Here is a 14936-nt window from a genome sequence, read left to right as displayed (position 1 = left end):
GTCAGAGGGATTTCATTCTGAGTATCTTCATTGCTGTTCTGAGGTCATTATCTGCCTCGGCAAGGGCCTCCCTGGCCTCCTCAATGGATACTTCAAAGGCGTCTGCCAGGGCCTTCACGCTTTCGGTGTCAGATTCAGACGTACCCACAAGTTCCTCTGAGAGCCTCTTTTTGAGTTCCATGTACTCTTCGGTTGTCATGTTTATCCTCTTCATGGCCATGTCCCTGAGCGGGCAGGGCTTTGAGGGCTTGCAGCACCAGACAAGTGAACCGAAGCAGGTCCCCTGGCCCTCGCCGAGCCTAGTATTCCTTGCGAATGACTCCTTGATTTCAATGTAATCCTGTGGTGTCAGTCCCGCCTCCTCGAGTGCTATCATTATGGGGCAGGGCTTCACCGGTGGGCAGCAGAATGTAAGCGCCCTTTTATCACCACCCCTGCATACATGGGATGGTGCGTCGCTCCATACCAAACACAGTCCTCCTTTATTAATTATGTTTATTCTGTTAATAATAATTCATTACATGGTGGCTGAAATAATACCACTTAATGCCTTTAACCGCTTTTTTGATAAATAAATTGTGGTCCGCCAATTAAATTGGGACTATCATTCCCTGAGCATCCCCCTCTTCTCATCGGGTGTGAGGTCCCCGACGATTGACCCGGGTTCACCTGTCTTGAGGATCCTGCCACCCCTCATGAGGGATGCCCTGTCACAGACATCAAGCACGAAGTCCATGTCATGTGAAATTATCAGGAAGGTCTGATTCAGCTCCTCCCTTGCCTTCAGGATCGAGTCTGTAACCTGCACCCTTGTTATGGGGTCCATGGTACCTGTGGGTTCATCAAGTATTATTATCCTGGGCTCCCTGATGAGAACCTGGGCAAGGGCAACCCTGTGTCTCTCACCACCTGAGAGCTCATCAGGGTACTTGCCAAGTAGGTTCTCTGCGTACTCCTCATCAAAGCCCACGGCCTTGAGGACATAAACTGCCTTCATCCTGGCAAATTCTGCAGGGAGCTCAAGGCTGATTGCCTCTGTGAGGTTACCCAGCACATCCCTGTGGGGGTAGAGGCTGTACTCCTGGTGGAGTATTCCAAGGTAGGGCGTTACACGGCCACGGCCAAGGGGCCCCTTCTCGGTCATGTCTATCCACTCATCACCCAGCCTAACGCAGACCTTCCCGCTGCTTGGCTCGGTTATTCCGATTATTATCCTCGAGAGAGTAGTCTTACCGGCCCCGCTGAGCCCCACAACACCAAATATTTCCCCCTCATAGACTGTGAGGTCAACGCCGTCAACCGCCTTCACAACACCCCTGTCAATGGAGTAGTAGTGCTTCTTAACATCAACCATCTTTATTATGGGGGTTTCCCTTTCAAACTCCTTCACCTTTTCAGGTGCAGGCACCTGTTCCATGAAACTGGCAACCACGTCATCAGGGTCTCCCTCCTCAATTATCTCACCCTTCTCAATCCATATGGCATAATCAGAGAGGTCCCTCATGACCTCGGGCCAGTGGGAGGTTATGATCATGGTTATCCCCTTATCCTTGACACCCTCAAGGAGTGCGTCGTGTATGAGCTCCGCTGTCTGGGGGTCAAGGGTACCGGTTGGCTCATCAGCCAGGAAGACCATTGGCTCCTTGGCCAGCTGCCTTGCAAGGACAACCCTCTGCTTTTCACCCCCACTGAGATCCCTTGCAATGTGGGTTATCCTGTGGCTCATCTGAACCATTTCAAGGAGGTCAAGGGCATGGTAGAGGGCTGTCTCGTATTCAACATCCGGCATTGACTTTATGACGTTATCGATTACCGTGTCGTCCTCATAGAGGGCGAACGTCCTCTGGAGCATTATGGCTATTCTTCTCCTGACTGCGGCGAAGGTCTTCTTGTCACAGTTCCAGAAGTCCACCTCCCTGAGTGAAAATTTTGAGCCGCATCCGCATACCTTGCCGTCAAAGGAGGGGGGTTCCACTCTGAGGCATTCGGGGCAGATTGCCACGTTGTAGATGACGCGGCCACTGTCGGGCCTGTATTCCTTCATACCCCTCAGCATGTTTATGAGAACAGATTTTCCTGCCCCGCTTCTTCCAAGTATACCAAGGACCCTGCCCTCATCGATTTCAACACTGATATTTTTTAAAACCTCAACACCCTTAAACTTCTTTGTGACATTTTCCAGCTTTATGAAAGACATGTGCTCACCCTCAGTTGCTAAAATTAACGTTACCGGTGAAAGATGAATCTGTATTATTCTTTTGATAAAGGGACTATTAAAATTTTCTAAATTTTTAGTCCAGATTAAATCTGATTTCCCTGAGATTGAAGTTTATTCTGCCCGGCATTGCAGCCCTTGCAATTGATACCGCATCTGCACCTGCGGCAAGCATTGCAGAGGCAGATTCAGGGTCTCTCACCGAATTGTTACCTATGAGGACCGCATTTCTTAAGCTCTGTGAAACTTCACCCACGAGTTCAAAGTCGGCCCCGTCCTCACCTGGCTTCATGGCGTCAAGGTGAATGTAGCCTACCCCAAGGTCATCAAGCATTCCAGCAATGTCCACCGTATCAACCCCTGGTACGTTTCCCCGTATCTTGACAGAGACCTCTGTTCGGGCACCCTTCACGACCTCAGATGTGAAGTCCTCAAGGAACTCGGGGTCATGGAGCATCGCCTGTCCGGCGCCCAGGGAGGTTATCTCTGGCTGTCTGCAGTGTGCATTTATCTCAACAATATCCACTTCCCCAATGGATGATATCTCCAGGATGGGTTCAGGGTCAAGGGCCCTGAGGTTCACAGAGACCAGCACCTCAAAACTGTCCTTTATCAGTGATGCCTCAGATTCCACTATGGATTTAAGTTCAGAAGAGTCAAAATCAAATTCTGGTCTGCCCCTCTGGGCTATTAGCCTTCCAGCCCTGGATGTATCCTCATCTGCATTGTAACCGCCCAGTGTGACAGCATCGAAACCATAGGGGATAAGTCTCAGGCAGAATTCTGCATCGGTTATACCTGCCATTGGGGCCAGGAAAATTATGCTATCAGCAACCTAGTTTTTTGGGTTCAGAAGATCCACTTGATAATCCAGAACTCATCCAGCTATTCCTTCATTACATGGACCAGGTCATAGGTGAACCCGCCCCTTATCTCCTCAAGGGCGAGGTCTGCCAGATTAGCGGCCTTCTCAGCGGTTGGTGCCTTCCCGATACCTGCCTTGAGTGCAACGTTTATCTCGTCATCTATCTCATTTAGTATGCGAAGCAGACCCTGTGGTTCAAGGCCGTTGCAGGGGGACATGAAGTTATCCCCACCTATGAAGAATAGAAGGGCACCCTCCTTTATGAGTTTCTTCATCAGAAAGTGCTGGACCCTGTTCACAATGAATGATGTGTCATAGGCCGGCACAATGTCGGTCATGGTCTCTGTGATGCCATTTATATCAATATGTGCAATCTGCACATGACCTTCATCAACAAGACCATCTATTGCAAGGACCTCCTTCCTATCCTCTGACTGGGCTCCCCCATGGCTCTGAAGAGCCCTTGAAGCGTTTCTCTGGGCATCATAGGGGGTCTCGGCGGCCCCTACACCCATGCTCACGGTTATGGGGTAACGGTTACCTATGGACCTCTGTATCCTTCTGTGGTCCTCCACTCCTATACCATTGGTTATGGCGAGCATATTATCGAATCTTGTGAAGAAAACAAGTCCCTGGCAGGCAGCAAACTGGCGCTGGAGGTCAGCGTAAAGTTCTGCCTGGAGTATCTGAAGATCAGCCTCATTACGGGGGGCTGGTGTGACTGTCCATGGCCCATAATTGTCTATCTGAATTAAGGTCATCTGTATCATAATATTTCACCCAAAAGTATTCTGGCCAACATTATTTTATCCCCTGTGTTTTCCATGATGGTGTTTGTTATCGTTACCTCTTTTATTAGTTTTTCTATTTCCGTCTTGAGGTTTGAGTCGGCCCCATCAATCACCAGCATGTCAAGAAAATCACTGTACATCTCTGCAAGGCCGAGACTTGAGGCATCATAACCTTTAGCTTCCATGAATTTCCCTGCTGGTCCACTGAATGGTCTACTGCCGAGAAATGGGGATACCGCATATACCTCTGCATCCCTGAGGGCATCCCTCACACCCTCTGTTTTGAGGATGGGTCCTATGGATGTGATGGGATTGGATGGTCCCACTATGACCCTTTCGGCGGATTCAATCGCCTCCAGAACACCAGGTGCCGGTTTAACCCTGCTGAATCGAACATCCAGGACCTCAGGCTCTGACCTCCTCTCAACAAGGAACTCATGGAATCCCATCTCACCCTCATCTGTAAGTATCCTGATATCGGATTCCTGGTTGCTCATTGGGATAACCCTTGATTCCACACCAAGGGCCCTGCGCTGGTGTTCCACCGCCCTGTGGAGTGGCATGTCCCTTAAAAGGAGGGTTTTCTGTATCTTGAATGCCCGGTCAAGGTCGCCTATCCTCAGGAGCTCAGGGCATCCAAGTTCATTGAGCCTCTCATGGGTTATGAATGTGTCGTCCCGGACCCCGTACCAGGTCTCCTCGTTTATTATCCCTGCAAGGGTGTAGATAACTGTGTCGATGTCTGGTGCGACGTAGACTCCAGAGAAATAATCGTTCTCAGCGGTGTTAACGATCACCGTAACCTCAGAGGGGTCCAAGACCCTCACGATGCCCTGCAGGAGTTTTGGTGTGCCTGTACCCCCAGAGAGGACTGTTATCATTGAACCACCTAATCCCTGAAGACGTCAAGTTCCCGGGGCCTTAAGAGTTCCATTGCGCTGCCAGTGGCGCGTAGGTGCCCCCACGGGTAACCCCTTATTATGACGGCGGGTACGCCCTCATCTGCCTGTCCCATCACAAGGGAGGCTGCTGCTGCCAGCTCATCTGCAACTGCCACCCTGGTTGTCTGGAGGCTCCTTCCATAAAGGTCCAGTTCACCCTTCCTGTCCCACACCGGTGAAATGCCAGCGACTCCAACTGCAACACCAACAGCCCCCTCCCTGAAGGGCCTTCCCTGTGTATCGGAGATTATAACAGCTATTTCCCTCCCTGTAAGTTCCTGAAGACCCTCAAGTATCCTCCTGGCGCTTCCGTCAGGGTCCTCAGGCAGTGGGGTTGCCAGTCCATCCTCAACGTTTGACTCGTCAATACCCGCATTGGCACATACAAACCCGTGCCGGGTTTCAGATACTATGAAGTCATGACCGACCTTTATTATCTCACTGGACTCCTCAAGGATTGCCTCAACGAGCCTGGGGTCCTTACCTGTCCTTGATGCTATTTCAAGTGCCTCCCTGGATGGTTCAATCCTTTGAAGATCAACGGTGTTGCCCTCTGCCTTTGACACCAGTGTTTCAGCGATTACTACTATGTCACCATCAATGAGTTCCATGCCCGAGGACTCCAGGGCGTCCACCATGAGGGCTGCTATGTCATCACCCTCTGAGACAAGTGGGAGGCCCTCCACTCCAGTCAGGGTTATCTCCATTTAAGCACCGGAATTCATTTTTCTCCTGTCGCCAGCTTCCAGCCGTCTCCAGCGTTGAATGCCGCCGCCGAGGTAACAGGGTGTGTGAATGCAGCAAAATCTCCTCCCTCCAGTATGAACTCTGCTGCCTCCTCTGCATTTCCGGCTTCAAAGGTGGTTTCTGCTGGTTCTGTCTGCTCATAGGTTGATATGTACATTGAAACGCCTTCAGGGACCCTTCTGACCTTTATCCCATCCTCTGTAACTATGCCTATGAATGCATCCGAGTCATTGATTGCCGCCGCGATTCTTGGGGTGTTGAGTTCATCCTTCTCATAGTCCATTGTAAGGAGCGAGAAGCCCAGGGCGTCCTTCAGGTTCATCCCGAGGGATATCTTATCTGCAATTGTATCGGTATGGGAACCGTTGGATACAACCGCGGTCCCATCAACTATCCTTATGCAGTTGTATGCTATGTAGGGGTTTTTGAATACGTCACCCTCACAGCCCTCAACCGGTACAATCGCCACCCTCTCATCCAGGAGCCTTGCTGTCCTGTTTGGGAAGGATCTGCTGGATACCCTGTACGCAACGAAGGATCCGCTGCTGTTTCTTCCAACTGCCAGTATTCTTCCAAGATACATCATATCACCTGCACAATTATGATGGTGTTTTAACCGCCCTATCAACCGGGAGGTCCGGTGGTGCTGTTATGATTATGGCCCCCTCCCTGGGCCTTATTATTATTTCACCCTCATCTATGACCCTGGTGTGGACTGCCACCGCACTGTTCTTTATGTGGCCGGACATGTCAATGCCATTAACTGTTACCCGCCTCAGGCCCGCAACAGGTATGAGGTAGTACTCTGATGGACCGGTGTTTTCACTTATCTGGGGCTTTCCTGAGGCCTCACCTGCCCCCCCTGAAAAGGTGGTTGTTACCACAAGGAAAATCAGTATTGTGAAGAGTATATCAATGAATGGGACCATGTTGAACCTTGGCCTCCCATGGACCTTGTTCCTGTACCTCTCTGTATCCAGGACCATTCTATCACTGCCGCAGCTTACTCTCAATGATCTCGGCGCTCTTACCGCACCTTTCAAGTATTATGTTGTTTATGCTCTTCTCAAGCATGCTGGGTTTGAATGCCACCACAAGGTTTGCCTCAGGGTCATCAACGGTCCTAACGCTGACAACACCATCCGATTCCATGAGGGCCCCGACCACATCATCAAGGTCTCCATCAACCCTTATCCTCATAATGGCGTATCCCCAGTTTGTCATCTTCTTTATGAGTTCAATCTTGTCTATCTCATCGTCTATCCTGCCTGTTATGTATGAGTAGAGGGGCATGAGGATTATGGCAACTGCCAGTCCGAGTATTGTGGTTATAAGTGCAACATAGATTCCCTCAGCCATTGCAGCAGGGTCGGCGTTAACACCGAGGGCCCTGAATGTGTACCATATCCCTATTACGGTCCCTATGAGGCCCAGCATGGGGGCGACCTCTATTATTGTCCTTAGCGTCCCCAGACCCTTTGTCATGTTGCTCATCTCAACAATGAAAACACGCTCCATGGCATCCTCAACCTCTGAACGGTTCCTGTAGCCTATCTTGAGGGCCTCTGATATTATCTTTGATACTGGATTCTGGTACTGTCCTATCTCCCTGAGGGCCTCAAGTGCTCCGCCCTTTTCCATGGATTCATTGACCTTACCTATTATCTGGGGTGTGCTAACACGTGAAATCTTCCTGAGGTAGTGTATTTTCTCAATGGACGTGATAAAACCATAGATGCCTGTGATTGCTATTATGTATGTTATTACACCGCCACTGCGGAACATTTCAAGTACCGTACCGAAGAAGTTGAAGACTGGTTCTAGAAACATTTTTCTGCCTCACCTGATGGGTATTTACCGGAGAGGATATATTTAAAAATAGTGGTCTGGCTGTATTAATGATTAAATCAGTTTTTCCTCCTCTTCTGGACCGTCGCCCATGACTTCCTCACGAAGTCCGGGAGTTCATCATAGCTGAATGATTCCAGAAAAGACCTGGTGCGTGGGTCGCTGGGATAACCGGACCCGATTTCCCCCAGTTTCCTGTTCCTCTTCTGTATCTTCTCTATTTCAAGGTCCCTTTCGACCTTGGCGATTATTGAGGCCGCTGCAACGGGGTAATACCTTGCATCTGCACCGTGCTCGGCCTTCACCTCGATGTCTCCGAAGTGGAACCTTATCTCCTCAGCCAGCCTCTCTGGTTTAACATCCACCGAATCTATTATGACAGAGTCCGGCTGTGCCTCGGCTATTATCCTCTTTATTGCAATCTTCTCTATCTCATTGAGGTTGAAGCCCTTCTCACGCATCCTGTCAATATCCGATGCAGATATCTTAACCGTGAACACCCTTGAGATCCTTCTTATCTTCCGGGCGAGAAATTTTCTCCTCTCAGGTGTGAGCTTCTTTGAGTCCCTTATACCCATCTTCCGGAGTATCGAGAACTTCCTCTCAGGAACCATGACACCAGCCACGACAAGGGGGCCTATTACAGGGCCTCTCCCCGCCTCATCAATTCCAAGAACCTTCATCAGATCAGAAAAAAGAATTAATTATTTCATTGCCTTGAGCCTTACCTCAGGTTCAAGTGCTCTTGGCTCTGCAGCAACTATTGCGGCTCCCTTGGCAACCACTGTCATGGGGTCATCTGATATCTCAGCAGGAATGCCAACCTCGTCCAGTATCCTCTCCCTGAGGCCCCTGAGCTGTGAGGTTCCACCCACCACAACCGTCTTGTTGTAGACCCCTGAGATGAGTTCAGGTGATAGCCTTTCAAGTACTGCTGCTATTGAATCCACTATGCCCTTTACAACGGGCTCAGCAGCCTCTGCAACCATTTCAGAGTCAATTTCAACCTTCTTAGGTTTGTTGGTCTCCATGCATTTACCTATAACCACTGTTTTGAGGTTTTCAAGATCCTCATCACACTTGACCATCCCAACCTCTATCTTTGCCTTCTCTGCCTCATGGATACCTATCTCAACATTGTACTTCTCCTTCACAAGTTCAACAAGGTTTGTGTCAATGTCATCCCCGCCGACCCTGATTGTCTCAATGTCGGTTATGCCTCCAAGGGATATCACGACAATGTCACTGGAACCGGCCCCTATGTCAACAACCATGGTCCCTGATGCCTCCGCTATGGGCAAACCGGCCCCTATGGCGGCTGCAAGACCCTCACTTATAACCAGGACATAATTTGCCCCGGCCTTTCTTCCTATCTCCTCAACAGCGTTTCTTTCAACCTCTGATGCATCCCCGGGTATCCCTATAACTATCCTGTCAATGGACTCAGAATCCCCGGCCCCCATCTCCATTGCATATACAAGGAGTGCCTCTGCCTGTGCAACGCTCTCAATAACACCCTTCCTGAGCGGTCTCACAGCAATTATGTCCTCAGGAGTTCTCCCGAGCATCATCTTTGCCTCTTCACCCACTGCCAGGACATATGATGGGTCCTCCTTCTTGACGGCCACCACAGAGGGAATCTTGTAGATATCAAATTTATCCCCTGCTGGTTTGGCAACCACAGTGTTGAGGGTACCCAGGTCTATTCCGAGTGTATTGGTGATTGCACTCTTCCTTTCCTGTTTCTCCTTAGATTTCTTCTTTCCAAATGAAAACATGCTATTCCTCCTCAAATATGTCTCTAAAGTCAACTGCAAATATGTTGTTGCGGGATGCTATCTCATTTATCCTCTCAACATCCCCTGATTCATGAACAGATATCAGCAGTGTCACAAGGACAACGTCTGTAACCTTGAAGAGGGGGTCGATTATATTTCTTATAAATCCCGGGAGCCTCTCTGTAAGGTAGACGTCTGTCTCTATAAACCCGCTCGTTCTGTCCTCAAGGATGAAGGAAAAACCTATTTTATTCTTTTCAGCCTCCCCTGCAAACCTTTTCATATAGTTCTCAGGGGCCACCAGAAGCACAAGGTTGGGTTCGTTCTCAACGTAATATGGGGCTATCTTTATATAGGCCCCTCCCTTTTCCTTGCAGATAAGTGAAAGATCTCTTATCTTGTTGTTTTCGCCATAAAGCATTATTAAATCAAAGCGTTTTCTTAAAAATGAATCCCTGATGGTAACATGTTCCCTGAAGAGTATCTTTACAAGATCCCTGGATGTGATTGCCTCGTATGCCACAGAGTTGACCATTTCCTCGTTACCTGCAATCACACACCACAGCCTGTCTGAACTCTGGGCTGTTGAAACCTGTGCTGCCTTTCTGAGAACCTTTATTTTACTCTCTATCATCACCATCACATCTACTCTAAAAGGAACTTAAAAGAAAGTTCCCCTGCTCCAGAGGAAAACACATGCATATCAATCACAGATTACATTTAATCTTCAGCACATGACTATATATATGTTTCACTAATATTATTCAACATCCAGTGAGGTGCTGATTTCCTGAAAGACTGCAGCCCCAGTGAGGTTCATTACCGTTGCAGATGAGTGGAAACAGGGTGTTAATCTGCAAGAGGGTTTTCACGTGCCTCTAAAACATTAGACTAGGTGAATTGTGTGTTTGTGAAGGGCGTTGCAAAAAGGGCCAGTTTCCTCATAAGCGTGGCCACCATCCCATTTCTCCTGGGTTACCACGCGGTCAGCATACTCATGTTCAGCCTCATAGCCTTCATGATGCAGTTTTTCAGGGACCCTGAAAGGAATATACCCTCTGAAGATAACCTCATCGTCGCCCCAGCTGATGGAAGACGCTTGTCTGGTGGAATAGACCGCATAAAGATGGTTGGATCCGATTATCCCCTCATTGACAGGATATCCCCTGCTGGTGATGGGGGTATTCTCATAAGCACCTTCATGTCACCCTTTGATGTTCATGTTAACAGGGCCCCTGTTTCAGGAAGGGTGGTGTACACAGAGCACATTGACGGCAAATTCAGGATTGCGCGTTCAAGTGTTCTCACCGAAAATGAAAGGAACCTGATTGTGATAGAAACAGAGCATGGTAATGTTGGTGTGGTGCAGATAGCGGGGTTCATTGCAAGGAGGATCGTCCAGTACGTCAATGAGGGAGACCACGTTGAACGGGGGAGCCGCATAGGTATGATAAGGTTCGGCTCAAGGGTGGATCTTATACTGCCAGAAAACTGTGAGGTGCTTGTGAAGACGGGTTCAAGGCCTGTTGCCGGAGAGACCGTGGTCGCAAGGTTCATAAAAGTGAACTCAGACAAAAAAATTAATTAGTGGGACACGTTATTATACATGCAGGTGGCGCTGATGAATGACAAGAAAATAACATCCTTCATATCATTACCTGATCTTTTATCAGTTTTAAATGCCTCATCAGGCTATTTTTCCATTTTAATGTCCATTCAAGGGGCTTTTAGTGCTGCTTCTGTTCTGATGCTTGTGGCTGTAATTTTCGATTCACTTGATGGGTGGGTTGCACGCCGAACTGGTAGAGTTGATATTCATGGATTTGGCAAAAACATGGACTCCCTTTCAGATGTAATCTCATTTGGTGTTGCCCCAGCCATCCTTATCTACCTAACAAGTGCCGATTTTCGATATATTAATATATTAGTAGGTCTCTTAATAGTAATATGTGGCATACTGAGACTCTCAAGGTTCAATGTTCTCACAGGGGGTGGGAAGAACTTCATGGGACTTCCAATACCCGTGGCGGCGGTTGTTATATCATCATTTTATCTCACAGGATTCTACAGTGAGAAGGTTGTGGGTGCCATCATGCTTGCTGTCAGTATCCTCATGGTCAGCAGCATCGAATACCCTCGTGTGGGGAGTAAAATGGCCCCCGCTGCCATCATACTCATACTGGTAGCAATTGTAACAGGTTTAATTGGAATGGCCGCCGGTCCCGCAGCTATCATGCTTTTTATGGCCACTGTGGCATACATTGCAGTGCCTATAACACCAATGAGACGTGATCTGAATGCTTGATAAGATTAAAGGTAATGACAAGGAGAAAAAGAATAACCCTCCTGATCTCCGGAAAAACAACAGAAAAGATGACTCAAAAATTGGGGACAGACTAAAGGGACTTGTGGGTAAATTCAGTGGTGGCGAGGGCTCAGATAAGAAAAAACCAAGGCCCATGCCAAAACCAAGGCCCCGGCTGAAATCCCCTGAAGAGCCAAAGACCAGGAAAACCCCTGAAAAACCTCTCAAGGGTGGTGAAAAGCCCAAACCCAGACTTACACCACCACCAAAACGACCTGGAGGTCCATCGGGAGGTATAGGTCGGAAAATTCCGGAGGAAGATCAGAAAACCCTCGTTGGTGCCCTCGTGTTTGGTGTTATTCTCATGGTCCTCGCTGGTGCAGGCTACTACTTCCTGGTATACCAGCCATACCAGGAGGTGCTGCAGAACGCCAAGGCCACGAAGATCGCTGAGGTGGATGCACTCTTCAAGGGGCCCCTTGCAACTGATCCCCAGAAGCAGGCCATCCTTGCACAGATAGATGCTGCTGTTACACCAGAGGAGGCTCTGGCTGTTGACGTTGTGGGTCCCGCAACACAGTCGTGGCGTACCTATCAGAACCAGCAGATAAATATAAAGAAGGACCGTGTCGGCAGGGTCATGGTCAACTACACAGATAACGGCCAGGAGAAACGTGTGATAATGAAGGTGGCCGATGCAAAGAAATTTGTGAGCCAGGCCGATGCAACCGTACTTGCAAATACACAGATCCAGACCCCTGATACCGTTGCCGTGCCAATAATGATCACAAGGTTGCAGGCTGCAGGGGGACTTATAAGTGTGGGCAACATGGTTGACGTCTACCTCAACCAGAACGCCACAGGAAACAATACATCAGCTGCGGCATCAACACCCAGGATAAGCGGGGCGACTGTACTTGCAATTCTCAGATCCAAGGACAGCGGAACGGTGGACGCGCGCATACTGAATACTCAGCGGTTAACACTCAACACCATAACCTCACAGAGCGAAAATGAGAGGACATCATCAACAGATGTGGAGCAGCTCCTCAGGGCAGCTGCATCAGGTGGTCTGAATGAAGCCGAGATCAATGCGATACTCCAGAACTACGGTATAAGGTTATCTGACTATGAGAGGTCATCAAATCTGGGGGAGCTTGACGCCAACTACCTCATAATACTTGAGGTCCCAAGGGAGGATGTCCTCTTCCTGATACAGAACATGAACAGCATCGTTCTGACTGTGCCAACACAGAACGCCCCTGAATGGATGATCAGGGAGCTGCAGAGCATATACGGCTGACTTAGCCGAAAAATTTATTAAATTTTTATTTAATATTCTAGGTGGGGATGTTTATGAAAAAATGGGTGTATGTTGTTATAGCTGCTGTGTTCATGCTTTCCATTCTGGGAGTCTCTGATACAGGGTCAGCCGCCAAGGAGACATGGGTTTCTGAAAAACCATCTGCAACCAGTTTCAGGTTGAAGGACCTGACCGCCGTTATAACTGTGAAGATAAAGAACAATGACAACAATGTCCAGTACTTCAAGATAGGGCAGGTATACCAGGGAAGCCTTTCAGAGAACAGTACAATTAAATGGCTCATCCAGTGGACGAATCCAGCGGCAGTTAAAATGGTCAAGTCAAGGACGCCTGAACTCGGGGGTGACTACGGCTGGAAGGTGAAACCTGGGGAGACAAAAACCGTGTCCTTTGGCCTCAGGGCCACAGGAGATATGGGTGAAATACCCACTTACATCGTTAACGTTGAGTCAGACGACAGCAATTACTGGCCACTTATAAATGAGCCTGGACTCATGTCCTCATGGTTCATGCCCAACGAGATAGAGGTCCTAAACCCATCACTGGACCTCAGATACTGGAAGGGGACCTTCGGGTTCACACTTATCAACATCGATGAGGAGAAGGTTTCAGGTATCGTGAGGGCCCCAATTTCCCCGGCAAACTCAAAACTTATATACAGCTCACCGAAGGCCTTTGTGGATGATGACCTCTTTGTGAGCACACAGGTTGCTGCATGGGACGTCACAATGGACCCCGAAACCTCACAGAGGTTCGTATACACCTACGAATGGCCCGCAAAGGTAAGCGGTGGTAACGGTTCAACCAGTGGCGGAGGTTATTACCCTCCAGGCAGCCTTCAGGGGACAACCGGTTCATCATCTGTGCCCGGTGCAAAGACAGGTGCCCCCTACGCCCCGCTGGTGATAGGTGTACTTGTGACTGCAGCCGCAGTTGCCTACACAAGGATCATACGTTAATCATCCCACCTTAATTTTTTATGGGGACATTCATGAGGCTGGCAACTTTTCTGATAATTGCAGGCATGTTCATAGTGTCACTATACGCCCTTCTTGAGGTTAGTTTCTACTCCTCACAGGTAATTGTTCAGAACCCTGACATCAGGGCGCCTGTCATTGAGATACCATCCATTAACCTGGAGGAGACCATCAACAACAGATCTGTTTTCTATGGGGTCTACCATGAACCCATGTCCTATGCCCCTGGTAACAGAACCGTCATACTCTTCGGGCACAGGACACTTTACGGTTCACCATTCCTGAACCTTGATAAGTTGAAGCCAGGGGACGAGGTCCGCCTTAACTGGCCAGGGGTTGGCCTTGCGAGTTACAGGGTTAATCGATCATTCGTTGTGCCAGCTTCTTACCAGATCTCAGTGAATCAGGGGGCGAGGTTATTTCTCATCACATGCCACCCTCTGGGATCAACAAGGGAGAGGCTGATAGTGGAGTGTGAACTTGAAGGCATAAAGCCCTACCAGAGAAACCTCAAGGTGGAGAACCCCAAGAGGTACTATGCGCTCCTCATAATACTTGGATTCCTCGGGGGGGGCCTTCTGATCACCAGACTCTATCCTGTTTATGAAGAGAGGAGGCTTCTCCTTGCAGCGGTGATCAGCCTCACACTCTTCCTGATACTGGGGTACATCTTCCCGATCCCCCCAGAATTCATATCAGAGAAGCTCATTGAATTCAACAGCATATTTGGACTGTAGTGAAAAATTTCAGGTGTTCAAAATGGGAGAACCAGGAGAGGAGTACTTTTCAAATCTATCAGACAGGGAAAGGGCAATATTTGAGGGCGGTATAAGTATGGGTGCCCTCTTCCACCAGTTCGTTGGAACCCCTGTTAATCTTGAAACCGTTGACAGCCTTGAGGGTGCAATTGCTGAATCCATAAAGCTTCAGCCGGCAATCAGGGATGTTGAGGTCCATATAGACAGGGATATGGTAAGGGAGGCTGCTGGAGAATTCGGTTATGTTTCCCTCACCGGGGAGATGCTAAGGGTGAGGTTAATCGTGGAATATGGATCATCAAGGATAACGGTCTGCATGGAGTACCTCGATGAACTGAGGTATCCCCTCATGTATGTGAAGGATTGATAGGGGAACCTCGGATCCAC

General features: G+C 48.9%; 18 protein-coding genes. 6 read left to right on the top strand and 12 right to left on the bottom strand.

The features are described from left to right. Position 1 precedes the first annotated feature (1 nt). The 12 genes from L5462_RS03655 to L5462_RS03600 all read right to left on the bottom strand — a co-directional run bounded on the left by L5462_RS03655 (position 2) and on the right by L5462_RS03600 (position 9819). The gene (locus L5462_RS03655) at positions 2 to 469 is read right to left on the bottom strand and encodes a methanogenesis marker 9 domain-containing protein (RefSeq protein WP_237779433.1); all 468 of its coding nucleotides are present in this window, start codon (positions 467 to 469) and stop codon (positions 2 to 4) included. Positions 470 to 604: 135 nt separating this feature from the next. Beyond that, a complete protein-coding gene (gene atwA / locus L5462_RS03650; protein ID WP_237779432.1) occupies positions 605 to 2197 on the bottom strand; it encodes a methyl coenzyme M reductase system, component A2 in 1593 nt (530 codons plus the stop codon). A 94-nt stretch (positions 2198 to 2291) separates the two neighbouring features. Beyond that, positions 2292 to 3020, bottom strand: a complete 729-nt coding sequence (locus L5462_RS03645; protein ID WP_237779431.1) for an MJ0144 family RNA dihydrouridine synthase-like protein — start codon at positions 3018 to 3020, stop codon at positions 2292 to 2294. Between the two features lie 80 nt (positions 3021 to 3100). Beyond that, on the bottom strand, positions 3101 to 3850 hold the full coding sequence (locus tag L5462_RS03640) for a GTP cyclohydrolase III (protein WP_237779430.1): 750 nt from the start codon (positions 3848 to 3850) through the stop codon (positions 3101 to 3103). Then, a complete protein-coding gene (cofD, locus tag L5462_RS03635) occupies positions 3847 to 4752 on the bottom strand; it encodes a 2-phospho-L-lactate transferase (protein WP_237779429.1) in 906 nt (301 codons plus the stop codon). Before cofD ends, L5462_RS03640 begins: the two co-directional genes overlap by 4 nt. Positions 4753 to 4760: 8 nt before the next feature. Further along, a complete protein-coding gene (locus L5462_RS03630; RefSeq protein ID WP_237779428.1) occupies positions 4761 to 5519 on the bottom strand; it encodes a coenzyme F420-0:L-glutamate ligase in 759 nt (252 codons plus the stop codon). A 14-nt stretch (positions 5520 to 5533) separates the two neighbouring features. Further along, entirely contained in the window at positions 5534 to 6142 is a 609-nt protein-coding gene (purO, locus tag L5462_RS03625; protein WP_237779427.1) for an IMP cyclohydrolase, read from the bottom strand. 16 nt (positions 6143 to 6158) lie between these two features. Continuing rightward, positions 6159 to 6545 (bottom strand): biopolymer transporter ExbD, encoded by a 387-nt coding sequence (locus tag L5462_RS03620; RefSeq protein ID WP_237779426.1) that lies wholly within the window; start codon positions 6543 to 6545, stop codon positions 6159 to 6161. A gap of 4 nt (positions 6546 to 6549) precedes the next feature. Next, positions 6550 to 7389, bottom strand: a complete 840-nt coding sequence (locus L5462_RS03615) for a MotA/TolQ/ExbB proton channel family protein (protein ID WP_237779425.1) — start codon at positions 7387 to 7389, stop codon at positions 6550 to 6552. Between the two features lie 77 nt (positions 7390 to 7466). Next, the gene (gene rnhB, locus L5462_RS03610) at positions 7467 to 8090 is read right to left on the bottom strand and encodes a ribonuclease HII (protein WP_237779424.1); all 624 of its coding nucleotides are present in this window, start codon (positions 8088 to 8090) and stop codon (positions 7467 to 7469) included. Between the two features lie 21 nt (positions 8091 to 8111). Then, positions 8112 to 9185, bottom strand: coding sequence for a rod shape-determining protein (locus tag L5462_RS03605; RefSeq protein WP_237779423.1), 1074 nt, complete (start codon positions 9183 to 9185; stop codon positions 8112 to 8114). 1 nt (position 9186) lies between these two features. Continuing rightward, positions 9187 to 9819 (bottom strand): hypothetical protein, encoded by a 633-nt coding sequence (locus L5462_RS03600; protein ID WP_237779422.1) that lies wholly within the window; start codon positions 9817 to 9819, stop codon positions 9187 to 9189. 270 nt (positions 9820 to 10089) lie between these two features. Between L5462_RS03600 and L5462_RS03595 the strand changes: the two genes are divergently transcribed. From L5462_RS03595 to L5462_RS03570, 6 genes are read left to right on the top strand one after another with little or no spacing between them, the layout of a single operon-like run. After that, the gene (locus L5462_RS03595) at positions 10090 to 10773 is read left to right on the top strand and encodes an archaetidylserine decarboxylase (protein ID WP_237779421.1); all 684 of its coding nucleotides are present in this window, start codon (positions 10090 to 10092) and stop codon (positions 10771 to 10773) included. A 33-nt stretch (positions 10774 to 10806) separates the two neighbouring features. Then, positions 10807 to 11490, top strand: a complete 684-nt coding sequence (locus L5462_RS03590; protein ID WP_237779420.1) for an archaetidylserine synthase — start codon at positions 10807 to 10809, stop codon at positions 11488 to 11490. Next, complete coding sequence (locus L5462_RS03585) at positions 11483 to 12793, top strand: DUF515 domain-containing protein (RefSeq protein ID WP_237779419.1); 1311 nt, start codon at positions 11483 to 11485, stop codon at positions 12791 to 12793. The genes L5462_RS03590 and L5462_RS03585 overlap by 8 nt, the downstream gene beginning before the upstream one ends. Before the next feature lie 53 nt (positions 12794 to 12846). Continuing rightward, entirely contained in the window at positions 12847 to 13773 is a 927-nt protein-coding gene (locus tag L5462_RS03580) for a hypothetical protein (RefSeq protein ID WP_237779418.1), read from the top strand. A 32-nt stretch (positions 13774 to 13805) separates the two neighbouring features. After that, entirely contained in the window at positions 13806 to 14528 is a 723-nt protein-coding gene (locus L5462_RS03575; protein ID WP_237779417.1) for a class E sortase, read from the top strand. A 22-nt stretch (positions 14529 to 14550) separates the two neighbouring features. Beyond that, positions 14551 to 14916, top strand: a complete 366-nt coding sequence (locus tag L5462_RS03570; protein WP_237779416.1) for a dihydroneopterin aldolase family protein — start codon at positions 14551 to 14553, stop codon at positions 14914 to 14916. Positions 14917 to 14936 lie beyond the last annotated feature (20 nt).

This window comes from Methanothermobacter sp. K4 (assembly GCF_022014235.1).
Classification (GTDB): Archaea; Methanobacteriota; Methanobacteria; order Methanobacteriales; family Methanothermobacteraceae; genus Methanothermobacter.
This window is presented reverse-complemented; position numbering and strand designations above follow the sequence as displayed.

Excerpts from the sequence above, each read along its gene's own strand:
- atwA (WP_237779432.1), bottom strand. The coding sequence starts at position 2,197 with ATGTCTTTCATAAAGCTGGAAAATGTCACAAAGAAGTTTAAGGGTGTT.
- L5462_RS03645 (WP_237779431.1), bottom strand. The coding sequence starts at position 3,020 with ATGGCAGGTATAACCGATGCAGAATTCTGCCTGAGACTTATCCCCTAT.
- L5462_RS03640 (WP_237779430.1), bottom strand. The coding sequence starts at position 3,850 with ATGATACAGATGACCTTAATTCAGATAGACAATTATGGGCCATGGACA.
- cofD (WP_237779429.1), bottom strand. The coding sequence starts at position 4,752 with ATGATAACAGTCCTCTCTGGGGGTACAGGCACACCAAAACTCCTGCAG.
- L5462_RS03630 (WP_237779428.1), bottom strand. The coding sequence starts at position 5,519 with ATGGAGATAACCCTGACTGGAGTGGAGGGCCTCCCACTTGTCTCAGAG.
- purO (WP_237779427.1), bottom strand. The coding sequence starts at position 6,142 with ATGTATCTTGGAAGAATACTGGCAGTTGGAAGAAACAGCAGCGGATCC.
- L5462_RS03620 (WP_237779426.1), bottom strand. The coding sequence starts at position 6,545 with ATGGTCCTGGATACAGAGAGGTACAGGAACAAGGTCCATGGGAGGCCA.
- L5462_RS03615 (WP_237779425.1), bottom strand. The coding sequence starts at position 7,389 with ATGTTTCTAGAACCAGTCTTCAACTTCTTCGGTACGGTACTTGAAATG.
- rnhB (WP_237779424.1), bottom strand. The coding sequence starts at position 8,090 with ATGAAGGTTCTTGGAATTGATGAGGCGGGGAGAGGCCCTGTAATAGGC.
- L5462_RS03605 (WP_237779423.1), bottom strand. The coding sequence starts at position 9,185 with ATGTTTTCATTTGGAAAGAAGAAATCTAAGGAGAAACAGGAAAGGAAG.
- L5462_RS03600 (WP_237779422.1), bottom strand. The coding sequence starts at position 9,819 with ATGATAGAGAGTAAAATAAAGGTTCTCAGAAAGGCAGCACAGGTTTCA.
- L5462_RS03590 (WP_237779420.1), top strand. The coding sequence starts at position 10,807 with ATGAATGACAAGAAAATAACATCCTTCATATCATTACCTGATCTTTTA.
- L5462_RS03585 (WP_237779419.1), top strand. The coding sequence starts at position 11,483 with ATGCTTGATAAGATTAAAGGTAATGACAAGGAGAAAAAGAATAACCCT.
- L5462_RS03580 (WP_237779418.1), top strand. The coding sequence starts at position 12,847 with ATGAAAAAATGGGTGTATGTTGTTATAGCTGCTGTGTTCATGCTTTCC.
- L5462_RS03575 (WP_237779417.1), top strand. The coding sequence starts at position 13,806 with ATGAGGCTGGCAACTTTTCTGATAATTGCAGGCATGTTCATAGTGTCA.
- L5462_RS03570 (WP_237779416.1), top strand. The coding sequence starts at position 14,551 with ATGGGAGAACCAGGAGAGGAGTACTTTTCAAATCTATCAGACAGGGAA.